The following is a 21,447-nucleotide window of genomic DNA, read 5'->3' as shown; positions in this document are numbered from 1 at the left end:
TGCCACGCATCCCGGGTTGAACCCACTGCCCACACTGAGGGCCACAGGTTGAAGAACGGGCCCGGATACCCTCACCCCGACCCTCTCCCGAGGGGAGAGGGGATATTCACACAGCTCAGTGGTCTCCGGTGTGCACCGGCAGGAACACCTGGAAGGTGGTGCCCCGCCCCGGCTCGCTCTCCACGGTGAGCTCCCCTCCGTGCGCGCCGATGATGCGCCGGCACACCGAGAGCCCCAGCCCGCTCCCCACTCCCACCGGCTTCGTGGTGAAGAACGGGTCGAATACCCGCTCCAGCAGCTCCGGCGGTATCCCGCAGCCCGTGTCACTCACCTCGATGAGCACGCGCTCCCCCTTCACCTCCCGCGCCGACACCTGGATGCGGTTGTGCTCCGGTTGCCCCGGTGAAATGGCGTGCGCCGCGTTGAGCAGCAGGTTCAGGAACACCTGACACAGCCGCGCCTCGTTGCCCCGCACCCGCGGCACCTCGTCCAGTGACTCGACCACGTGCGCCCGGCCGCGGACTTCATGCGCCGCCAGCTTCACCGCGCTGCGCACCACCTTCCCCACCTCGACCGGGCCCCGCTCCATCTCGTCCGGTGAGGACAGCAGCTTGAGGTCCTGCACGATGTGGCGCACCCGCTCGGCCCCCTCGTTCGCGTCCGCGAGCGCCTGTGTCACCTCCGGCGGCCGCGACTGCCCCATCCCACGCTTCACCAGCGCCAGGTTGTTGAGCAGGAAGGACAACGGGTTGTTGATTTCATGCACCACGCCCGCCGCGAGCTGGCCGATGGTCGCCAGCCGGTCCGCGAAGAGCAGCTGGCTCTGCGCCTCCTGCAGTTGCTCCATGCTCTCGGAGAGCCGGACGTTCGACGCCGCCACCCGCTGGCGCTGCAACGCATTCACCAGCACGCCTCCGGAAACGGCCAGCAGGCGCAACGACTCCTCCGGCCAGGCCCCAGGACGCCCCACCGCGTCACAGCCCAGCCACCCGAGCAGTCGGCCCCCGAGGAACAGCGGCATGTGTACGTAGGAGCGGGTGCCCAGCATCTCGCAAAGCTGTCTCTCGGCCATGGCCTCCGGAGGCAACAGCACCGTGTCCTTCACGAGCACCGTCCGCCCCGCCAACATCTGGCGCAGCGACCACGACATGGCCTCCACCGGGACACTCCGCGCGCAGTCCACGTCATGGGGCGCCACCCCCTCCGCGCACCACTCGTAGACCTCCGACAGCCGCCGCCGGTCCTCGGACAGCAGGAAGACGTAGGCCCGCTGGGAACCGAACCATTCCCCGAGCACGGCCAGCGTGGCGCGCAGCCCCGGCTCCATCTCCTCCAATGGCAGGTTCAGCAGGCGGTGGGACAGCTCCGCCACCAGCGCCCAGCTCCCCAGCAGCGATTCGAGCTGACTCCGCAGCCCCTGGAGGCAATCGGCCTCCCGCCGCAGCGCCGAGACCATCGCCACCGGCTCTCCCTCCCCGAGCGCCTCGGAGAGCTGGAGCAGCGTGCGCTCCGAATGTTGGAGTCGCGTCAGCAGCGGCTCCGAGTCCTCCCGCTCCCCATCGACATCCCACTCCATCTCGTGTGCAAGCATGGACGCCTCCGCTCCCCCGGTCGAGGCACTGCGGCCTTCACGTCACGGAGAATATCGGGCTCGCCACGGGCGCGAAGGACGTCCGGCTCACAATGCGCAACAGCCAACGCAGCGGCGCCCCATCCACTTCTACGTACGTAGAAGCGAAACGGGCCGGGAAGGCGCCTTCGACTCAGAAATCGACGTCGTCCTCGCGCTCGAGCTCGGCTCTGCCCTCGAACCAGGCGCTCAGCCCCTCGAGCTGGTGGATGCGCCGGGCCGGCGGGAGGCTCGTGAGGAAGGCGCGCCCGTAGCTCTTGGTGACGATGCGCCGGTCCAGCATCGCGACGATTCCCCGGTCCGCCCGCGTGCGGATGAGCCGGCCGAACCCCTGCCGCAACGCCAGCGCCGCTTGCGGAAGCTGGTAGCCCCCGAAGGCCTCCTCGCCCCGGGCCTCGAGCTGGCGGATGCGCGCCGCCACCACCGGGTCTCCCGGCGAGGCGAACGGCAGCCGGTCGATGATGACCAGGCTCAGCGCGTCCCCCGGCACGTCCACGCCCTCCCAGAAGCTGTGCGCCGCGAAGAGCACGCTGGGCAGCTCGCGGAAGGCCTCCAGCAGTTGCTGCTTGGGCCGCTCGCCCTGCAACAACACCTGGTAGGGCAACCGGCCGCGCGCCAGCGCGTGCGCCCGCTCCATGTTGCGCAGGCTGGTGAAGAGCACGAAGGCCCGGCCTCCCGTCACCTCGCACAGCCGGATGATCTCCTCCGCCGCCGCCTCGATGAAGCCGGGGGCCGCTGGATCCGGCAGGTGCGTGGGCAGGTACAGCGCCGACTGCTGCTCGAAGTCGAACGGGCTGGGCACCGACACGGTGCGCACGCTCGCCACCGGCACGCCCTCCTCGTCGTACAGCCCCATGCGCCGCGCGAAGAAGTCGAAGCGCCCCTCCGCCGCCAGCGTCGCCGAGGTGAACACCACCGTGTCCACCCCCCCATAGAGCCGCTCCTGCAGCTCCCTGGCGATTTCAATGGGGCTCGCGCGCAGGAAGACGCCCCGTCCGCGCGCCTCCGCCCAGTACACGTGGTCGTGGGACTCCACCTTCTCCAGGAAGGACAGGTCCGCCACCAGCTCCGCGCACCGCCGGGTGAGCAGCGTCAACTCCGGCTCGCGCTCGCTCGTGGTGAAGGCGCCCAGCGCCGAGAGCGCTCCCTTCACCTGCTCGATGGAGCCCGACAGCAACGCCAGCCGCTCGGGGTTGAGCGCCACCGCGCCCTCGTGCTCCTTGAGGCCCAGCACCCGCGGCGCCTGCGAGAAGAGCGCCTCCGAATGCGTGCGCAGGCGCACCACCAGCGAGGACAGCATTCCGAAGCGCGAGTCCGTGGGCGCCAGGACGGCCAGCGCGTCCCGCACCAGGTCCTCCAACCGGAAGCTGGACACCGAGTGCCCGAAGTGGCTCCCCGCCGCGTCCTCCACCGCATGCGCCTCGTCGAAGATGACGGCGTCGTACTGGGGCAGCACGCCCTCGCCCCGCTGGCCCCGGCCCCGCAGCGCCAGGTCCGCGAAGAAGAGGTGGTGGTTCACCACCAGCAGGTCCGCCGACTCCGCCGCCCGCCTCACCCGCGTCACGTGGCAATTCTCGTACACCGGGCACTTCGAGCCCAGGCACGTGTCCGACGTCGTCGACAGCCGGCTCCACGCACTGAAGGACTCGGGCAGCTCCAGCTCGCTCCGGTCCCCCGTCTCCGTCCGGCTCGCCCACGCCTGCAGGTGCTTCCAGTACCGCCCCTCCTCGCGCGAGGAGAACTGCGGATCCTTGCTGAAGGCGTCGTAGCGGTGCAGGCACAGGTAGTTGCTGCGCCCCTTGAGGTACGCCGCCTCGAAGCTGAGGCCCATGCGCTCGCGCAGCAGGGGGAGGTCCTTGAAGAAGATCTGCTCCTGCAGCGTCTTCGTCGCCGTGGACACCACCACCCGCCGGCCCGACAGCAGCGCCGGCACCAGGTAGGCCAGCGTCTTGCCCGTGCCCGTGCCCGCCTCGGCCAGCAGGTAGCCCCGCTCGTTGAAGGCCTTCTCCACCGAGCGCGCCATCTGCAGCTGCTCCGGACGGTACTCGTACGCCTCCAGCGCGGACTGGAGCGCTCCACCAGGGCCGAGCAGGGTGTCGACGGAGAGCCGGAGCGAGGAAGCAGGCAGGGACATGGAAGGGAGAGCCGCGGGAGGAAGGGGCACGAGAGGATAACAGTGCGCCGCTCGCTCGTCGGGTTTTGTACAGGAGCGGCCCGGCTGCCTGCCCGGTGGGGCGGGTGGAGCTGAGGTCATGCCCGAAAGCGTGATGTTCGCAACTCATCGTCCCAAACGATTCACGAGCGCCCTGGCGCGGAAACCGAAGCGCCGCCCGTGAGGCCCGGTTAATCGCGCAGCAGGGTGCGGAGCCGGCCGCACGCCACTCGCCTCCCCCTCACCGGACGCCATTCACCAAACCGACACTCCGTGGTCGCGGAAGCACCGCGAGGATTCATGGCCAGGAACGTTGAGACACGTGTTCTTTGGGTGTGTGCTCTCGGGTTGATGTACTCCCCTGTCGCCAAGGCTCACGGCGACAACTCCATCAGGATCGTGAACAACTCCACGATCATCTCGATTTCCACGGATTCTGAAACGGAGCCCTCCGATGAGGCTGACTCGGAGGAGTTCGCGGAGCCAGATTCGGAGGAGTCCGCCGAGCCAGATTCGGAACCGTCCGCCGAGTCCGACCTGGAGCCCACCACTGAGTTCGACCCGAAGCCCCCTGCGGATTCCACCCCAGCACTCGCGTCTCCTACCAGGCCGGCAACGCCTCCACGGAGAGCCGGCAACCCGCTCGACATCAACTTCCTCGTCATGGGAGGGGGCTACGAGCCGTCCGCCAACGAGATCGCCCTGGAGAAGAACGTCCTCTACTTCCAGCGCACACAGAAGGCGCTCGGAATCGAGCCGGCCACCACCACCATCTACTTCGCCAACGGCAAGTCTCGAGAGCCCACCGTTCGCTACCTGGATGAGGACGGTGAGGAGCGGTTCAAGGTTCCGAAGATCCCCAACCTCATAGGTCCCTCGACAGTCGATAGCTTCAAGGACTGGCTGGCGCGGAGCCTCTCACAGGACGTCCAGCGGCCCGTCTTCATCTATGTCACGGCGCACGGTGGGCAGAACGACGACAACTCGGACAACAACTACCTGGCGCTCTGGGGCGGAGACAAGATGTACGTGCGGTACTTCGCCAAGGCCTTGGACCAGTTCCCAGACGACACCCCGGTGGTGACGATGATGGCCCAGTGTTTCTCGGGGTCATTCGGCAACTTCATCTATCAAGGAGGAGTACCCACACGCGGAGTGTCACACAAGAACCGCTGTGGATTCTTCGCGACGGTGAAGAGCCGCACCTCCGTCGGCTGTACCGCGGAGGTCGATGAGTCGGACTACGAGGACTACAGCTCAAGCTTCTTCGCCGGTCTCAGCGGGTACGACCGGACTGGACAGCCTGTCGCGTCAGCCGACTATGACCAGGATGGGCGGGTGAGCTACACCGAGGCGCATGCATTCGCCAAGGTAGATGAGGAGACCTCGGACTGGCCTGTCTCCACCTCGGAACTCTGGCTGCAACGGCAAGCCGAGGAGCTGGACCAGGAGTTCTTTGCCTCCTTTCCGATCACCGAGCTGCAACAGCTCGCCCGGCCGGAGCAACGCCACGTCGTCGAGTCTCTCGTACGGCACCTGGGCTTCGTGCCCACTCGCTCCTGGCTCCAGAACCAGTCGCGCGGACAAAGGGCGCAGACAACGGAGGTACAACACGCCTACGCGGAGCGCCTCCGAATGGAGCTGATCAACATCGGCATGGAGGCGCGTATCCGCAAGCAAGGGAATCCGCGAAGGCTCGAAGTGCTCAAGCGCCTGCTCGAATGTGAGGGCGGTTCCTGGACGGCACAGCCCACCGTCGCCACGCGTCCGGGTGCGACCACGCGTCCGAGCACACCCAGCATCTGCAGTAGCGGGGAAACGGAGGACGGTAACGAACCCCACCACATCGCCACGGTGGCCCTCAAAGCCTCGACCTACGCCAACGGGCCGTGGACCCCCCGCTTCAAACAGCTGTTCGAGCAGGCCGGAATGAACCTGGAAGACCCGGCGAACCTGATCTACCTCCGAGCGCATACCGCCCCTCATCCGGAGAAGTACCACCAGGAGATCTTCCAACGCATGCGGGAGACCCTGAAGGGCTGCGGAGACCTGGAGACATGCAGAGGCGTGCTTCGGATGGAACTCCGGCTCCTGGCGAGCGAGATCTGCACCCCTGGCACTGCGCTGAATGGCTTGGTGACACGGTAGAGCGGGTCGGGATGGCGACGAGGTCGCGGGGCTCCGCCACATCTCTTCAGCAGGGAAGAGCGCGGCCGGGATGTCGGCGGACCCCAGGGGTGGTGGCTTACGCGCGTGGTGCGGACCACCCTGGCGCTATTCGTCGCTCGCCTCGAAGATCGACAACACGCGCTCCTCAATGACCTCCTCGCCACGCGACAGGAGGCGCACACTGAGCCGCATCGCGTCCTCTGGGATCTTCAACTCGCAGGCGAGCAGGTCCCCACGTTTCCGCATCGGCGCCACCCCCTGCGAAGAGGAGCCATTCGCCTGCACCTTCCAAATGACCTGGATCTCGGAGGCCTGCCGCATGGCCGTGGCCTTCGGCGCGTAGTAGATCTTCACCGTGGCACCGCGCATGGGCCGCTCGGGCGAGATGAGGATGTCCTGCGTCACCCCGGGGTCTGCATGCACCTGGGCGGAGGAAGAGGACGCGTCGGGTGCCGGTTCCCCCTGCTCCCTCAATGTGTCAATCGCCGCGGTAAGGCGCTCGAATGCATCGTTCGCGCCCGTCCAGCGCTCCGCGATCTCTCCATCGCGGCCGATGATCACGTGCGTCGGGTACCCGGAGACGCCGTAGTCCAAGGCGACATCATGGGCGTCAGGGACGACGGCATACCGGAATGGATTCTTCCGGAGAAACGCCTTCAGCTCGTCCCTGTCGTCGAGGGAGAAACCGATGAACACCACGTCACCGACCGGCTGGTACCTGCCAACAACGCTGTTGAGCGCCTTGCGCTCGTAACGGCATGCGCCGCAGTCCTTGAACCAGAAATTCAGGACGACGATCTTCCCGGACAGCGAGGAGAGCATGTAGCGACTGCCATCCAGGCCCTTCTTGTCGAACGCGGGAGCTGGTTGCGCGAATACGCGAAAGCCCAAGAGCACGACGACGAGCGCCAGATAACGGGCGAGCGACATGACAGAGACGCTCCTGCGGCCTGAAGGGAGTTGGAGGGAGCCAGATCGCAGGAGAGCTTTGGAGCCCCGGCAAAGGCGAGGGGACTCCTCGACCGGAGGTTGCATTCCCAACGCTTCAAGATGGGAAGAAGACTCCGGGGTTCAGAGCGCGACAGGGGAGACAGAACTGCGGATCTGGCGCGGGGTTCAACCCAGGGACCGTGGCACCCTCACCCCGTCCCTCTCCCGGAGGGCGAGGGAATATCCGCGCCCCAGGACTTCGTCTCGTCCCACTGCATTGTCCCTACTGCGCGGGCGGGTACTTCTGCAGTTTTCGCTGCAACGAGCGCCGGTGCAGGCCCAGCCGCCTCGCCGCCTCGGAGATGTTGCCGCCACAGTCCGTCAGCACCCGCTGGATGTGCTCCCACTCCGCTCGCGCCAGCGTCGGCGGCTGGAAGTCCTCCGTCACCTGCGCCGCCTCGCCCGGGCCCCTCGTGAAGGCCAGCAACAGGTCGTCCACGTCCGCCGGCTTCGGCAGGTAGTTGAACGCCCCCAGCTTCACCGCCTCCACCGCCGTGGCGATGCTCCCATAGCCCGTGAGCACGATGATGCGCGTGGACGCATCCAACGCGTGCAGCGCCCGCACCAGCTCCAGCCCGCCCCGCCCCGGCATCTTCAAGTCCACCACCGCCAGCTCCGGCGAGTCCTTCGTGGCCAGCGCCAGCGCCTCGTCATACGAGCCCGCGGTGCTCACCTCGAAGCCACGCTCGCGGAAGGCCCGCGCCAGCCGCTCGCGGAACACCGCCTCGTCGTCCACCAGCAGCAGGGTCGGCGCATGACCGGGCGTCGGGCTCGTCGGGCTCGTCATGCCCCTGGCTTCACCCGGGACGTCCCCGCAGGCAACGCGGCGGATTGTCGCAGGCCCCCCGCGGGCCACGTCAGCACCACCGTCGTCCCCTGGCCGGGCGTGGAGCGCAGCACCAGCCCTCCGCCCAACTGCTCCAACACCGCGCGCGTGAGGAAGAGCCCCAGCCCCATGCCCTCTCCCGGCGCCTTGGTGGTGAAGAAGGGCTCGCCCGCCCGAGCCAGCACCTCCGCCGGCATCCCCTCGCCCGAGTCCTCCACCGTCAGCCGCCACCCCGCCGCCTCGCGCACCAGCCCCAGCCGCACCGGCGCCCCTGGCCCCGAGGCCTGCAGCGCGTTCTTCACCACGCCGCGAATGGCGCGGGCGAAGGCGTGCGCCGGAACGAGCTCCCGCTCCTCCCGCGTCCGGGCGTCCAGCTCCGTCCGCACCCGCTCCCGGCCCGGCAGCCCCTCCAGCGCCTCCTCCACCAGGGACGCGGGCGCCAGCTCCACCATGGACTCACCCTGGCTCGCCCCCGCGTCCAGCGTCATCTGCGTCAGGATGTCCCGGCAGCGCGCCACCTGCTGGCGGATGAGCTGCACGTCCTCGAGCGTGCCCGCCTCCGAGCCCTGGCGCGTCAACTGCCGCTCCAGCTCCCGCGCCGCCACCGCGATGGTGGACAGCGGCGTGGACAGCTCGTGCGCCGCCCCGGCCGCCAGCGTGCCCAGCGCCGTCAGCTTCTCGTGGCGCGCCGCCGCCGTCCGGGCATCCACCAGCTCCGCCTCGCGCGCGGCCAGCGCCCGCGTCACCCGCTGCACGAAGTAGACGATGAAGCCCGCCGCCAGCGCGAAGGCCGCCCACATCCCCTCCAGGTGCATCCGCACGTCATGGATGTGGTGGTGCGCCGAGGCCTGCTCGCTCCCCTCGCTGGGGAACCACAGGTGGTCCACGAAGAGCGCGCCGAAGCTCGAGATGGCCAGCCCCGTCAGCGCCCACGTCCACCCCGCGCGCAACACCACCGCCGCCAGCGCGATGTGCACCAGGTACAGCGCGCTGAAGGGATTGAAGGGGCCTCCGCTCAAGTCCAGCAGCACCGTGAGCAGCACCACGTCCAGCGCCATCACCGCCCACAGCAGCCGCTCGCGGATGGGGCGCTCGCGCCGGGCCCACAGCCCCAACGCCGCGTTGCTCGCCGCCGCCACGGCGATGGTGGCGAACAGCGGCACCAGCCGCTGCGTCATCCCCAGTCCGAAGTGCGCTCCCAGGATGATGGCCGCCTGCCCCACGACGGCGCCCCAGCGCAGGCGCAGCAGCCAGGAGAGGTTGATGGCCTGCGCGTCCCGCACCGCCCTACGGCGCTCCCGCCGTCAGCATCCGCTTCACCTGGGCGCCAATCACCATCGCCGCCGCCATCAGCAGCAGGAAGAGCACGGCCAGGCCCGCCGTCTTCACCTTCGCGCGCTTGTCCGGCGGAGGCGTGGCCATGAAGGTGGAGCTGGCCGCCGCCAGCCGCAGCACCTCCTCGCGCCCCCGCTTCGCCATGGCGTCCTCGGGGTTGCGGGCCAGGCGGATGCGGTACAGGCGGCCCAGCGCGGCGAGTTCCCCGCGCTCCGAGGACAGCGCCAGCACCTTGTCGTGCGCGCCCTTGCTCTCCCACAGCTCCACCACGCCCAACCACGTGGAGGCCACCGCCCCCGAGGGCCGGGACTCCTCGGGCCGGAAGCGCGCGTAGTCCAGGCCGCAGAAGGGGCACACCGTCGCGCCGTCCTTCTTCGGGCCGATGCACTTGGGGCAGAAGCCCGCCGGCGGCATGAAGGGGTCGTCCGAGGACGGGGACGACAGCGCCGGGGAGGACGGAGCGGCGGGCGCGGGGGTGTCCTGCACCACGCGCAGCTGGACGCCCGGGGCCTTGGCCGCCGCGGGCTCCGGGTCCACGGGCGCGGGCGTGGACTCGCCCCCACCGCGCGACTGCACCTCCGAGAGCCGCAGCACCATCAGGTTGGACGCCGCCGCGGCCTCCGACATCGCCAGCCGGGGCGCCTGGCTCTTGGCCGCCACCGGCTCGGCGGCCGGTGCCTTCGCCGCCACCGGCTCGGGGGCCTGGAACTTCGTCACCACCGGCTCGGGCACCTGCGGCTTGAGGACCACCGGCGTGGGCGCCGGCGTCTTCGCCGGCTCGGCCGCCACCGGCACGGGCGTCTTCGCCGGCTCGGACTCCTTCGACTTGCGCCGCGTCTCCCGCGCCTCCGCCTCGATGGCCGCGAGGATCTCCGCCGGCACCGCGACGCGCCGGGTCGGCTCGTTCTCGATGGGGTCCGGCTCGGCCTCGCTCTGGCCGAGCATGATGACGGGCTCCGGCGTCTCCGACGACTTGGACGCCTTCGACTTCTTCGCCGGCTTGGAGGGGAGCTCGGCGCCTGGCTCCAACACCTGCTCGGGCACGCTGCGCATCTCCACCTTGCAGCGCGAGCATTTGACCACGAGCAGACCGTCCTCCATCCGGAACGACGCCGGTGGAACGAGCCGCTCGCAAGCCTCGCAGAAGTACTTCACCAGATCTCCATTCGGATGGGCACGGGCATGGCACACCCCGCCAGCGCGAGGAAGCATACCGCGCAGACCAGCTTCCGCCCGAGTCCCAAAGGCTCGGCTGGTCGGGTCACCTCCGGGTGACCGAATCCCACCACCTTGGTGGCCACCAGGAACCAGGGCCCCCAGGTGACCGTGTAGAACAGGGTGAGGAAAAGCAGCACCAGGGCCATGAGCTTGCCTATCCACCGGGCGTGCGGGCCCCAGAGGGCGTAGGAGAGGTGTCCACCATCGAACTGTCCCACCGGGACGAGGTTCAGCAGCGTCACCAGCAGGCCGAACCAGGCGGCAATCACCACCGGGTGCTCCTGGAGGGCCTTGCCGGGGGGCAGCGGCCCCACGACGAGCCACTTCAGCCCCTTCATCAGCGGCCCGTCCCCGAAAATCAGCAGGGCGTGCTGGGGGAGGGCCTCGTGGGCCGGGGAGGCCGGGGCCAGGGAGAGCTTCACCTGGAGCCACTGGAGGAAGTCCCCGCCCAGGCTCCAGAGGGAGGTGCGGCCCGGGAAGGAGCTGGACACCTCGGGCACCTCCACCACGGGTGAATGGGCCAGGCCCCAGAGGAGGAAGGGCAGGGCCACGAGCAGGCCGGCCAGGGGCCCGGCGGCGCCGATGTCCACCAGGGCGTTGCGGGTGGGGATGCGGCCGCGGATGCGGATGACGGCCCCCAGGGTGCCCACCCCGAGGTACGGCAGGGGGATGAAGTAGGGCAGCGACGCGTCCACGCCGTGCAGGCGCGCCAGCACGTAGTGCCCCATCTCGTGCGCCCCGAGAATGGTCAACAGCGCGACACTGAAGGTCAGCGCCTCGGTGAGGCGGGCGCTCCACGGCAGCGATGCCCCGAGGAAGAGGCTGTCGAAGGTGAGCGAGGTGGTGCCGAGGGTCAGCACGAAGAGCAGCAGGTGCAACCACGGGCGGTTGACGACTCGGGCGGGGGCGCTCTCCATGGAATGGAAGGGGGTAGCCACGGCTGGCCGGTATTTCAATGCGGCCCGGCCCCCCGAGATCCATTGCTTGACTTGAAAGGCGCCTTTGCTACGACGGCCCGGCAGCTTGAGAACCCATCGACCTGTTGGGGGCCTGGTCCATCGGATGGTCAGCGCGCCCCAGCGTCCAACCGGAGGGAAGCACCCAATGAAGAAGGCGATTGTTTCGGCGATTCTGGCGAGCAGCCTGGTGGCGTGCACGAGCGTGGAGACCGCGGTGGTCTCGGGCAACGAGGTGTCCGCCGCCGGTGGCGAGCCCATCGCCGTCATCCAGGGCACCGCGCTCGGTCTGACCGCCATCTTCCACGTGATCGACCTGGTTCAGAGCGACCTGGACACCGTGGTGAACAAGCTCCTGGTGGCCGAGGCCAAGGCCATGGGCGGCAACAAGATCCAGCTGCTGGGCGCCGGCACCACGCCGCGTCACGGCATCTTCGCCCTCACCGGCACCATCATCGGCTTCCCGATGTCCCAGGCCACTGGCGTGGCGGTGAAGTAGTCAGTCCCCACCGTTTGCACGTAGTGTGTGAAGGCCCCCTGGCGACAGCGGGGCCTTCTGCTTTTTCAGCGCTCATGTCCGCCGCCCGTCACCTGCCCCTGCTCCTGCTCGTCCTCGCCGGCTGCCGCCGGGGTGACGACTCGTCCACCCTGCTCGCCGATGCCCGGCAGCGCCTGGCCGCGCGCGACGGCAAGCTCACCAGCTACGCGCTGGCGGGCACCGCGCGCGAGGCGGGCCAGACGATGGACTTCCAGTTCGCCTACCGGGCCCCGCGGAAGATGTTGGGGACGCTGGGCACGCCGGCCGTGCGGGCCTTCGCCTGGGACGGGGAGCACCTCTTCGAGCGCGACGACGCGGCGAGGAAGTTCCGCACCTATGACGGAGGGCTGGGGCCCGAGGAGCGGGCGGGCGTGCTCACGGGGCTCTTCGCGCCCTTCGCCCCCGAGGGCTTCCGCGTACCGCTGCTGCCGGGCCAGGGGGTGAGCGCGCGCCGGACGCAACACCCGAAGGGCCCCGAGGCGGTGGAGCTGACGGTGAAGCCCGCGAGCACGGACGTGGAGGTGACGTACGTGCTGCGCTGGCCGGCCATGGACTTCCTGGGCAAGCGCACCCGGAGCGGTGGGGACACGGCGGAGCTGCGCGTGGAGGAGGAGCACTGCGAGCAGGCTCTCGGCCTGTGCGTTCCCAGACGGCTGACACAGTGGGGCGGCGGACAGCAGGTGGCCGAGACGTCCCTGACGCGCGTGGAGCTCAACCCGGCCCTGCCCGCGGAGACGTTCTCGCTCAGCGCGCCCGGGGGTTACGACGTTGAGACGAAGACGCTCGCGGCGCTCGGGGGGCGGTAGGGCGCACGGACACGTCCGGACGGGGTTGATGGCCTCGGAGGGCATCCCCACCTTCCCCACCGGGAAGGAGCGCGAGGTCATGGCCCTGGTGCAGAACGTCATCTTCGATGTGGATGGCACGTTGGTGGACTCGGTGGATGAGCATGCCGAGGCCTGGAGACGGGCCTTCCTGGAGTTCGGCCGCGACGTGCCCTTCGCCCACGTGCGCAGCCAGATTGGAAAGGGCGCGGACCAACTGCTGCCCGTCTTCTTCACCGAGGACGAGCTGGAGAAGTTCGGCCAGGAGCTGAGCGACTTCCGCGCCACGCTCTTCAAGCGCGAGTTCATGCCGAAGCTGCGCCCCTTCCCGCGGGTGCGCGAGCTGTTCCAGCGGCTGCGCAAGGACGGGCTGCGCCTCGCGGTGGCCTCGAGCGCGAAGGGAGACGAGCTCGAGTTCTACCTGCGCCTGTGCGGCATCCAGGGGATGCTGGACGGGGAGACGTCGAAGGACGACGCCTCGAAGTCGAAGCCGCACCCGGACATCTTCGAGGCGGCGCTGGAGCGGCTGGGCCGGCCGGATCCGCGCGGCGTGGTGGTGATTGGGGACACGCCCTACGACGCGCTGGCGGCGAGCAAGGCGGGGGTGCCCACGGTGGGGGTGTTGTGCGGAGGCTTCCCGGAGGAGGACCTGCGCACGGCGGGCTGCCGCGCCATCTACAAGGATCCAACGGACCTGCTGGCGCACTACGAGTCCTCGCGAGACACCTGGCCGTGGGCCGCGGACGCGGTGGCCGCCGCCAAGGACGAGGAGCCGCGCTAGCGCGGAAAAAGTCAGAGGAAATCCCGCCCGCAACCAACTCGCGGGACCCGGGTTCATGGAACCGAGGCCGGACAACAACCCTCGGAGACAATCCATGAACCGCACCACGCCCTACCGCCGTCTGCTCACCGCTGCCCTCTGCTTCACCCTCCCGCTGGCCACCGTGGCCTGCAACTCCGCCATGCAGGAGGAGGAGCTCGTCGTCGGAGAGGCCTCGGCCTTCCTGGCCACCTCGGAGGAGTCCGGGGACATCGGCTCCGACGCCGTGGTCGATGCCACCGCCGAGACGCTCACCTCCATGAGCGCCGAGGACGTGGACACCGCCCTCGAGCCCACCACCGACGAGCCCGGCATCTGTGACTTCAGCGCCCGCCGCCAGGAGGTGCTCCAGAAGTACGACGCCAACCAGAACGGCTCCCTGGACCGCGCCGAGCTGAAGGCGCTCAGGGATGAGCTCGCCGCGCAGACCGGCGCCCCGCGCTTCGTCCGCGCCGGCATGCGCGTGCGCCACTGGGCCTTCTGGCGCGTGCGCTGGGCCTTCGACGAGAACGGCGACAAGGCGCTGTCCGCCGAGGAGCGCGCCGCCCTCGTGGACGCCATGGAGGCCCGCTGCGAGCGCCTCCGCCAGGGGGCCCTGGAGAAGTTCGACACCAACAAGGACGGCACCCTCGATGAGGCCGAGCGCCAGGCCGCCCGCCAGGCCATCCGCACCGCCTGGGAGCAGAAGCGCCAGGAGCTGCTGACCGGGTACGACACCAACGGCAACGGCGTGCTCGAGCTCTCCGAGCGCGCGAAGCTCCGCGAGGACCGCCTCGAGGCCGCGCGCGCCCGCCGGCAGGCCCTGCTCGAGCAGTACGACACCAACGAGGATGGCCGCCTGAGCCCCGAGGAGGCCCTGCCCCTGCGCCAGGAAATCCAGCGCCGCATCATCGAGGGCCAGGGCGCCAACTGAGCTGAGCACCCCTCGCTCCCTCCCCTGCCCTGGGAGGGACGAGGCGGGGGCGCCCAGGCGTACACCGTCCTCCTGGCTGCTTCGATCGCTCGTGCGCACCCTTGCTGATGATGGCCAGCGAAGCGTCTCCAGAGGTCGCACTCACGAAGCCTCCCAAGCGCGGTGCCCTCGACGAGGGGCCCGCGCTCCTCGTCGTGAACAGCAAGTGCCGCATGGGCAAGGAAGCCTTCCCGGCCGCACGCGAGGCGCTCGCGGCCCGAGGCATCCCCCTGGCGGCCTGCCACCGGCTCTCGCGCCAGAAGCACATGGACCGGGTGCTGCGCGAGGCCCTGGACGCCGGCGTCCGGCGCATCTTCATCGGCGGTGGTGATGGCACGCTGAACGCCGCGGTCCAACGGTTGCTCGGACGCGACGTGACGCTGGGCGTGCTGCCGCTGGGCACGGGCAATGACTTCGCGCGCTCGCTCGGCATCGCGCCCACGCTCGAGGACGCCTGCGACGTCATCGCCGCGGGCTACACGGCGCGCGTGGACGTGGGGCTCGCCAACGGACGGCCCTTCCTCAACGCGGTGAGCCTCGGCCTGGCCTCCGCCATCGCCCGGCGGCTCACGCCCCAGCTCAAACGGCGCGCCGGCAAGCTGGCCTACCCCGTGGCCGCCTTCGCCGAGCTCTGGGAGCACCAGCCCTTCCACGTGCGCATGAGCACCGACCGCGGCGAGATGGAGCTGGACGTGCTCCAGCTCGTGGTGGGCAACGGGCGCTACCACGGCGCGGGCAACGTGGTGACGCCCGAGTCCCGCCTGGATGACCGCCGCCTGGACGCCTACACCATCGCCGCGCCCTCGGCCGAGTCCGGGCGCGAGGGCACCGGACTGGGCCACGTGCAGGACGTCTCCACCCTGGCGCGCATCGCCCTGTCGCTGCGCCGGGGCGAGCACGTGAGCCACCCGGCCGTCACCTCGGTGCACACCACGCACCTGTACGTGGATGCGCAACCCGCGCAGGACATCAACGCGGATGGGGAGATCATCGGCCACACGCCGGTGCGCTTCGAGCTCGCGCCCGCGGCCCTGCGCGTCTACGCGCCCGCGCCCACCCCGCACTGAGCCGGGATTTCGGCACGGGCCGCTTTCACGGGTAGTCTCACCCAGGGGTGCCATCCATCCCCGCGGAGAAGCCCGTGAGCCAACGTCCCCTCTTCCCGCTCATCGTGGCCGCGGCCCTCTCGGTGGCGGCGCTCCTCCTGCTGTGGCTCCGCCCCACGCTGGGAGAGACTCCCGGCACGGCGGCCATGAGCCCCCGGGCCACCGCGCGCCCGGGTGGCGCTGGCACCCCACCGGCCCGCGCTTCGCCGCGCCCCACGCCACCGCTCGAGGTGCCCGCGACGCTGGCGGATGGCAGCTTCGTGGTGCGGGTGAGGGCCTCGGGCGCGCCCGTGCCAGGAGCGAGGGTACGGGCCTGGTTGAAGGGGCCGGAGGACGGCTCGGGCCAGCCCTCGTGGCGGCGCGCGGGTGAGGGAACGACGGGAGAGGACGGCACGCTGCGGCTGCCCGCCGCCCCGGGCCTCTACCTCCTCAGCGCCCAGGCGGAGGGCCACGCTCCCGCGCGGCGCGAGGTGCCCCGGCACCAGGGCGAGCCCGAGACGGTGGTGGAGCTGTCCCTGCCCGCGAGCGTCTCGCTGCGCGGGCGCACGGTGGCCGAGGGCCGCGGAGAGCCCGTGCCGCTCGCGGAGGTGACGCTGCGCCCCTACACCGAGCCGGGAAGCCCCATGGCCCGGGCGCACGCGCTGCCCGAGGAGGTGGCGGTGGCGACGAGCGACGCGCGGGGGCATTTCGACTTCACGGGGCTCGCGCCGGGCCGTTACGAGCTGGTGGCGGAGGCCCCGGGCTTCAGCCGCCGGACGTTGCGCTTCGTCGCGGTGCCCGGCCCGGGTGAGCTGGAGGTGGGGCTGTGGCCCGCCTCCACGCTGGAGGGTTTCGTGGTGGGCGCGGACGGGCAGCCGGCGCCGGACGCGGAGGTGCGGGTGCTGGGAGGGCCCACGGACTTCCGCACCACCACGGGCGCGGGCGGCGGCTTCGCCCTGGAGGTGTCTGGCGGGACGTACCAGGTGGTGGCCCGGAAGGGTGGCCAGGTGGGACGGGCGCCGGGCTTCATCGTGGTGGGGCCGGGAGAGACGGCGCGCGACATCACGGTGCGGCTCGGGGCCTCCGGGCACCTCGTGGGAACGGTGACGCACGCGGCGGACGCGGGGCCCGTGGAGGGAGCGTGGCTGGTGGCGAGCCCGGCCGGTGCGGGGGGCGAGCTGGGCCGCGCGCGGACGGACGCCTCGGGCCAGTACGCGCTGGAGCTGCCGCCGGGAGACTACGACGTGAGGGTGCTGGCCCCGGGCCTCACGGACACCTCGGGCCAGGGGCTGGTGGTGGAGGCGGACCGGTACACGGTGGCGGACTTCCGCCTGGAGGGCACCACGTCGGTGGCGGGCACGGTGGCGGATGGCCAGGGACGGCCGCTGGCCGGAGTGAGCGTGCGCGCGGGCCTGTTGCGCGGCGCCTCGGGCGAGGAGCTCTACACGCGCACCGACGCGGAGGGCACCTTCCTGCTGGAAGGGTTGCCGGTGGGCACGGTGCGGGTGCGAGCGAAGCAGGACGCCTCGGCCGTGTGGATGAGCCGCACCACGCCGCTCACCGCGGGCGCACGGGGCCGGGTGGACTTCACGCTCTCGGAGACGGGCATGGTGCGAGGCCGGGTGACACGGGCCTCGGGCGCGCCGCTGCCCGAGCCGGCCGTGGTGCGGGCGATGGCGAAGGAGGGCTCCGGTGGCGTGCTGGACATGGGCCTCGCCGAGACGGACGCGGAGGGACACTACCAGCTCGAGCTGCGCGCGGGCGTCTACCAGCTCACCGCCGTGCTGCCGGGAGCCCGCTACACCTACCGCCACGTGGACGACCCGGCGGTGACGGTGGAGCCCGGCACCTCGGTGACGATGGACCTCACGCTGCTGAACGAGCGCGGGCTGCACGGCGTGGTGCTGGAGCCCTCGGGAGCGCCGAGCCCCGGAGCCCTGGTGGTGGCGACCCAGGCGGGAGACTTCCCCTTGTCCATTCCCGTGGACGCGGACGAGGAGGGGCGCTTCAGCGTCCCGCCCCACCCCCAGCCCACCCAGCTGACGCTGCAGGCGCACAACGCGGGCCGGCTCAGTGCGCCCCTGCCCATCCCGGAGGGCGCGGGCGAGCTGAAGCTCCAGTTGCGGCCAGCGGCCACCCTTCGGGGACGCGTGGTGGCCCGTGGCGGCGCCGCGCCGAGTGGCTTCACGCTGCGGTTGCTGAACGCGGACGGCTCGGCGCCGGCGTGGGCTCGCGATACGCAGCGGACGTTCCCCGGCAACGAGTTCCTCCTCACCGATGCCCCGGGACAACCGCTGAAGGTGAGCGTGCGCACCACGGATGGGCGCACGGGCGAGGCACAGGTGACGCTCTCGCCGGGACAGCGCGCGGAGGTGGAGGTGCCGCTGACGGGCGGTGCGGCCTCCATCTCGGGGCGGGTGGTGTGGAGCCCCTCGGGAGCAGCGGCCGCGGGAGTGGGCCTCTACCTGGACCGGGCAGCGGGTTCGGCGGCGGATGCACGCTCGGGACCCGACGGGCGCTTCCGCCTGGAGGATGTGACGCCGGGGGCACACACCGTGCGGTTGCTCGCGCCGGAGGGCAGGCCGGAAACGCGTAGCGTGACGGTGGCCGCGAGCGAGGCGGTGGACGTGGGCGACGTGCAGGTGACGGCGCGCAAGGCGAACGCGGGCAGCGTGGGTGCGGGCTTCAGCGACAACCAGGGGCAGGTGTCCATCGCGTGGCTGACGCCGGAGGGGCCGGCGGCCCGGGGTGGCGTACGCGTGGGGGACCGGCTGCTGTCCGTGGATGGGCAGGTGGTGCGAAACCGCACGGAGGCGGAGCGGCACACCCAGGGAACGCCCGGCACACCGGTGCAAATGACGGTGCGGCGTGAGGGAGGAGCAGAGCAGACGTTGCTGTTGACCCGAGCCGATTGACCCGTGGCCATCCCCTCTCCCTCTGGGAGAGGGTTAGGGTGAGGGTCTTCCTCTTCACCCGGCCCGCAGGAACTCCAGGGCCGTGTCCCGGAAGCGCGGGGCCATCGGGCCGAACACAGGGACATGCCCCCCGTTCGGCACCACCCACAGCGCCGCGCGAGGAATGGCCGTGTACATCTCCACCGCCAGGTTCACCGGATACAGCGGATCCCCATCCCCGTGCACGATGAGCGTGCGAGCGGAGATCGTCGACAGGTACGGCGGCGTGAAATTCATGTCGTCGTAGCTGTCCTTGAACGCTCGCATCTGCGCGTACAGCGCGCGGATCTGCGCATCGCCGTGGACGTGCTTCTGCCGCAGCATCGCCCACTCTCCGTCGCTCAAGGTATCCGCGGTGCTCCGCGCCATGATCTCGCGGGCCTGCGGGGGAAAGTACGGAGTCGCGCTCACGAGCACCATCGCGTCGACGCGGGCCGGCGAGGCGGTCGCCACATGCAGCAGGGCCTTGGCGCCCAGGCTCATCCCAATGGCCTTGAAGCGCTCGATGCCGAGGAGATCCATCAACGCGAGCACATCACGCGCCACCTGACGGAAGGTGAGCGTCCCGGAGGGATTCGTCGAGCGTCCGTGGCCGCGCAGGTCCGGCACGATGACCCGGTATCCCTCGAGGGGCGCATCGAAGACGTAGCGCCAGTCACCGCCCGCGCCGGTGCCACCGTGCAGCAAGACCAGTGGCTCACCGTCCCCGCGAACCTCGCAGTGCATCTCGATACCGTTGAGCTCGAACGTCCGTTCCACGTGCATGAGTGCCCCCTTGATGGATTCGCTCAACACCTCCAGAATCGAGGTCCGCCAGGTGCTGCTGCACGTTCGACGGCTCCCGCGTCCGCGTCGTCGGCGGACGCGTGGAGCCCACCTGAGCCAGGCAACGGCTCAGTTGCAGCCCTGGCTCGTCAGCCAGTTCACGCCACGGTTCTTCTCGTTCGTGCCGTTGGAGCCGCCGTAGTCCGTGTTCGCGAAGGACAAGGACACGTAGCTCCCCGAGGACTGGTTCCGGAGCTCCATCGTCATGTTGTTGGGGATGAGCGCGGTGGAGTTGGGGTAGTTCGCGCCGATGTAGTAGCGGATCCGGCCGCTCGGCAGGCTCCCGCACTTGGCCATCTTGTTCTCGAGCGTCACCCAGTTGCCCCGGTTGAAATTGGCATCCTGGGGCACCAGGTTCGCCCGGCCGCCCCAGCCGCCGAGCTGCGAGCCGATGAGGTGTCCCCCGTCATAGTCGTTGCTGGGGTTCTCCGCGTCGCCCCACTGCCCCACGTTCGTCTGACACGAGTCGATGCGCGCCGCGGCGCTGATCGGCGGCAGGTACTTGTACGCCCGGCTCGGCCGGCCCGCGCCCTCGATGAGGTAGTACTCCCCGTCGAAGTTGAACCAGACGTTCCTATCTCCTGACGCGAAGTACTTCGGGCAGTCGCTGATCGCCATCTCGGTGACCCGCCCACGGACCTGGTACCCGACGCCGTAGGGCTTCAGCGCCTCGCGAATCTCCTCCTCGGTGTGGCTCTCGAAGAACTCCATCAGGCCATCCGGGCCACCGAAGTCCTGCTCCATCTGACTGGCGACGCCATCGCCACCCAGGTCCATCTCCGAGACTCCACATCCGCCGAGCAACAGGCCAGACACCACCACAACCGAGAGCTTGTTCAGGGGGCGCATTCTTCTGGGTCCTTCCTCATCGGGTTCGCTGCCTTCGGGTTCTCGACTATCGAGAAAGTGAGAGCCGAATTGCAACAATTGTGAGAAAGTCGCGCCAGGAAGTTTTTATGCAAAAAACACGCCGAAACGGCCAAACCCGCGAAAACCGTGTGCAACGGACGCGGAAACGGACGCGGGCCGCTCCCGCTACGCGCGGAGCAGCCACGGAGATCGTCCGGAGAATGAGAGGGAGGGACGACCCTCACCCCAGCCCTCTCCCAGAGGGAGAGGGAGTGGGGCTCAGGCCTTGTCGAGCGCCAGCGACAGCACCTGGGCCGTGAAGTTCACCAGGGGGATGATGCGCTGATAGTTCATGCGCGTGGGCCCGATGACGCCCACCGTGCCCAGCACCTGCTCGCGGCTGCCGTAGGGGCTCGCGATGACCGTCACGTCACCGGCCGAGGAGAAGTCGCTCTCGGTGCCGATGAAGATCTGCATCTCCCGCGCGCGCTGCACCCGGTCCAGCAGCGACAGCAGCTTGTGCTTCTCCCCGAGCGCCTTGAAGAGCGCGCGCATGCGCTCCACGTCGGCGAACTCGGGCTGCTCCAGGAACGAGCCGGTGCCCTCGATGAGCACGCGCTCGCCCGTCTGGAGATCCGTGGCGGCCGCGCCCAGCTTGAGCGCCTTGGACGTCAGCGCGTTGTAGAGCGCCTGCTCCTGGTCCAGCTCGCCGCGGATGCGCTCGCGCGCCTCCTCCAGCGTCACCTCGTGGAGCAGCTCGGAGAGGTAGTTGCTCGCCTTGAGCAGCTCGTCCGAGGTGATGGGGAAGTCCACCACCAGCAGCTTGTTGTGCACCTGGCCGTTCTGCCCCACCAGGATGGCGAGCACCCGGTCCTCGCGCAGCCGGACGAATTCAATCCGCTGGAAGATGGCCACGTCCGGGCGCGGGGTGACGACGACTCCCGCGTGCCGGGTGAGCGAGTGCAGCAGGCGCGAGGCCTCGGACAGCAGCTCCTCCATGCCCGACTCGTGCGCCAGCCCGGCGTGGATGAGCTCCCTGTCTCTCGGCGCGGGATCCTTCAGCCGCACCATCGTGTCCACGTAGAAGCGGTAGCCGCGGTCCGTGGGCACGCGGCCGGCGGAGGTGTGGGGCTTCTCGAGGAAGCCGAGCTCCTCCAGGTCCGCGAGCACGTTGCGCAGCGTGGCGGAAGAGACGTCGAACTCCGCACGGCGCGCCAGGTGCTGACTGCCGACCGGGCCTCCGGTGGAGATGTATTCCTGAACGACGGCGCGGAGGACCTCCTTCTCGCGCTCTCCCAGTTCCTCGGACATCCTTGGCTCACAC

17 protein-coding genes are annotated in these 21,447 nt (G+C 70.0%); 7 read left to right on the top strand and 10 right to left on the bottom strand.

Features of this window, described 5'->3' with window-relative positions; translation table 11 throughout:
* Positions 1–115: 115 nt before the first annotated feature.
* Together Q664_RS53740 and yoaA are read right to left on the bottom strand one after the other, a co-directional pair.
* Entirely contained in the window at positions 116–1,591 is a 1,476-nt protein-coding gene (locus tag Q664_RS53740; RefSeq protein ID WP_084610946.1) for a sensor histidine kinase, read from the bottom strand.
* A 172-nt stretch (positions 1,592–1,763) separates the two neighbouring features.
* The gene (gene yoaA, locus Q664_RS47485; RefSeq protein WP_052519595.1) at positions 1,764–3,764 is read right to left on the bottom strand and encodes a DNA repair helicase YoaA; all 2,001 of its coding nucleotides are present in this window, start codon (positions 3,762–3,764) and stop codon (positions 1,764–1,766) included.
* Between the two features lie 681 nt (positions 3,765–4,445).
* Between yoaA and Q664_RS47480 the strand changes: the two genes are divergently transcribed.
* A complete protein-coding gene (locus Q664_RS47480; protein ID WP_160174661.1) occupies positions 4,446–5,930 on the top strand; it encodes an AHH domain-containing protein in 1,485 nt (494 codons plus the stop codon).
* A 126-nt stretch (positions 5,931–6,056) separates the two neighbouring features.
* Here the strand turns inward: Q664_RS47480 and Q664_RS47475 are convergent, their stop codons facing one another.
* The 5 genes from Q664_RS47475 to Q664_RS47455 form a co-directional block, all read right to left on the bottom strand.
* Positions 6,057–6,881, bottom strand: a complete 825-nt coding sequence (locus tag Q664_RS47475; RefSeq protein WP_043412838.1) for a TlpA family protein disulfide reductase — start codon at positions 6,879–6,881, stop codon at positions 6,057–6,059.
* A gap of 283 nt (positions 6,882–7,164) precedes the next feature.
* Positions 7,165–7,728 (bottom strand): response regulator transcription factor, encoded by a 564-nt coding sequence (locus Q664_RS47470; RefSeq protein WP_043412837.1) that lies wholly within the window; start codon positions 7,726–7,728, stop codon positions 7,165–7,167.
* Complete coding sequence (locus Q664_RS47465) at positions 7,725–9,050, bottom strand: ATP-binding protein (RefSeq protein WP_043412835.1); 1,326 nt, start codon at positions 9,048–9,050, stop codon at positions 7,725–7,727. The genes Q664_RS47470 and Q664_RS47465 overlap by 4 nt, the downstream gene beginning before the upstream one ends.
* Before the next feature lie 4 nt (positions 9,051–9,054).
* Positions 9,055–10,257 carry a zinc ribbon domain-containing protein gene (locus Q664_RS57090; protein WP_052519594.1) on the bottom strand — a complete coding sequence of 401 codons (1,203 nt, stop codon included), beginning with the start codon at positions 10,255–10,257 and terminating at the stop codon, positions 9,055–9,057.
* Positions 10,254–11,237: a site-2 protease family protein gene (locus Q664_RS47455; protein WP_043412831.1), complete on the bottom strand. Its 984-nt coding sequence runs from the start codon at positions 11,235–11,237 to the stop codon at positions 10,254–10,256. The genes Q664_RS57090 and Q664_RS47455 overlap by 4 nt, the downstream gene beginning before the upstream one ends.
* A gap of 187 nt (positions 11,238–11,424) precedes the next feature.
* On the opposite strand from Q664_RS47455, the gene Q664_RS47450 reads away from it, so the two are divergent.
* The 6 genes from Q664_RS47450 (at position 11,425) to Q664_RS47425 (ending at position 18,410) form a co-directional block, all read left to right on the top strand.
* Positions 11,425–11,775, top strand: coding sequence for a hypothetical protein (locus Q664_RS47450; RefSeq protein ID WP_043412830.1), 351 nt, complete (start codon positions 11,425–11,427; stop codon positions 11,773–11,775).
* 74 nt (positions 11,776–11,849) lie between these two features.
* Positions 11,850–12,620, top strand: a complete 771-nt coding sequence (locus Q664_RS47445; RefSeq protein WP_043412827.1) for a hypothetical protein — start codon at positions 11,850–11,852, stop codon at positions 12,618–12,620.
* A gap of 85 nt (positions 12,621–12,705) precedes the next feature.
* Positions 12,706–13,419, top strand: coding sequence for an HAD family hydrolase (locus tag Q664_RS47440; protein ID WP_043412864.1), 714 nt, complete (start codon positions 12,706–12,708; stop codon positions 13,417–13,419).
* A 94-nt stretch (positions 13,420–13,513) separates the two neighbouring features.
* Positions 13,514–14,371, top strand: coding sequence for a CREC-EF hand family protein (locus Q664_RS47435; protein ID WP_043412826.1), 858 nt, complete (start codon positions 13,514–13,516; stop codon positions 14,369–14,371).
* A gap of 107 nt (positions 14,372–14,478) precedes the next feature.
* On the top strand, positions 14,479–15,477 hold the full coding sequence (locus tag Q664_RS47430) for a lipid kinase (RefSeq protein ID WP_235217160.1): 999 nt from the start codon (positions 14,479–14,481) through the stop codon (positions 15,475–15,477).
* Positions 15,478–15,551: 74 nt separating this feature from the next.
* Entirely contained in the window at positions 15,552–18,410 is a 2,859-nt protein-coding gene (locus Q664_RS47425) for a carboxypeptidase regulatory-like domain-containing protein (RefSeq protein WP_043412824.1), read from the top strand.
* A gap of 54 nt (positions 18,411–18,464) precedes the next feature.
* Here Q664_RS47425 and Q664_RS47420 read toward each other — a convergent pair whose 3' ends face one another.
* The 3 genes from Q664_RS47420 to hrcA form a co-directional block, all read right to left on the bottom strand.
* Positions 18,465–19,214 carry an alpha/beta fold hydrolase gene (locus Q664_RS47420; protein ID WP_043412860.1) on the bottom strand — a complete coding sequence of 250 codons (750 nt, stop codon included), beginning with the start codon at positions 19,212–19,214 and terminating at the stop codon, positions 18,465–18,467.
* 129 nt (positions 19,215–19,343) lie between these two features.
* On the bottom strand, positions 19,344–20,123 hold the full coding sequence (locus Q664_RS47415) for a DNA/RNA non-specific endonuclease (RefSeq protein WP_043412821.1): 780 nt from the start codon (positions 20,121–20,123) through the stop codon (positions 19,344–19,346).
* A gap of 279 nt (positions 20,124–20,402) precedes the next feature.
* The gene (gene hrcA / locus Q664_RS47410) at positions 20,403–21,434 is read right to left on the bottom strand and encodes a heat-inducible transcriptional repressor HrcA (protein ID WP_043412818.1); all 1,032 of its coding nucleotides are present in this window, start codon (positions 21,432–21,434) and stop codon (positions 20,403–20,405) included.
* Positions 21,435–21,447: the final 13 nt, after the last annotated feature.

The sequence above is a fragment of the Archangium violaceum Cb vi76 genome (assembly GCF_000733295.1).
In the GTDB taxonomy this organism is placed as follows: Bacteria; Myxococcota; Myxococcia; order Myxococcales; family Myxococcaceae; genus Archangium; species Archangium violaceum.
The sequence above is the reverse complement of the archived record's forward strand: the minus strand, read 5'-3'. Positions and strand labels throughout refer to the sequence as shown.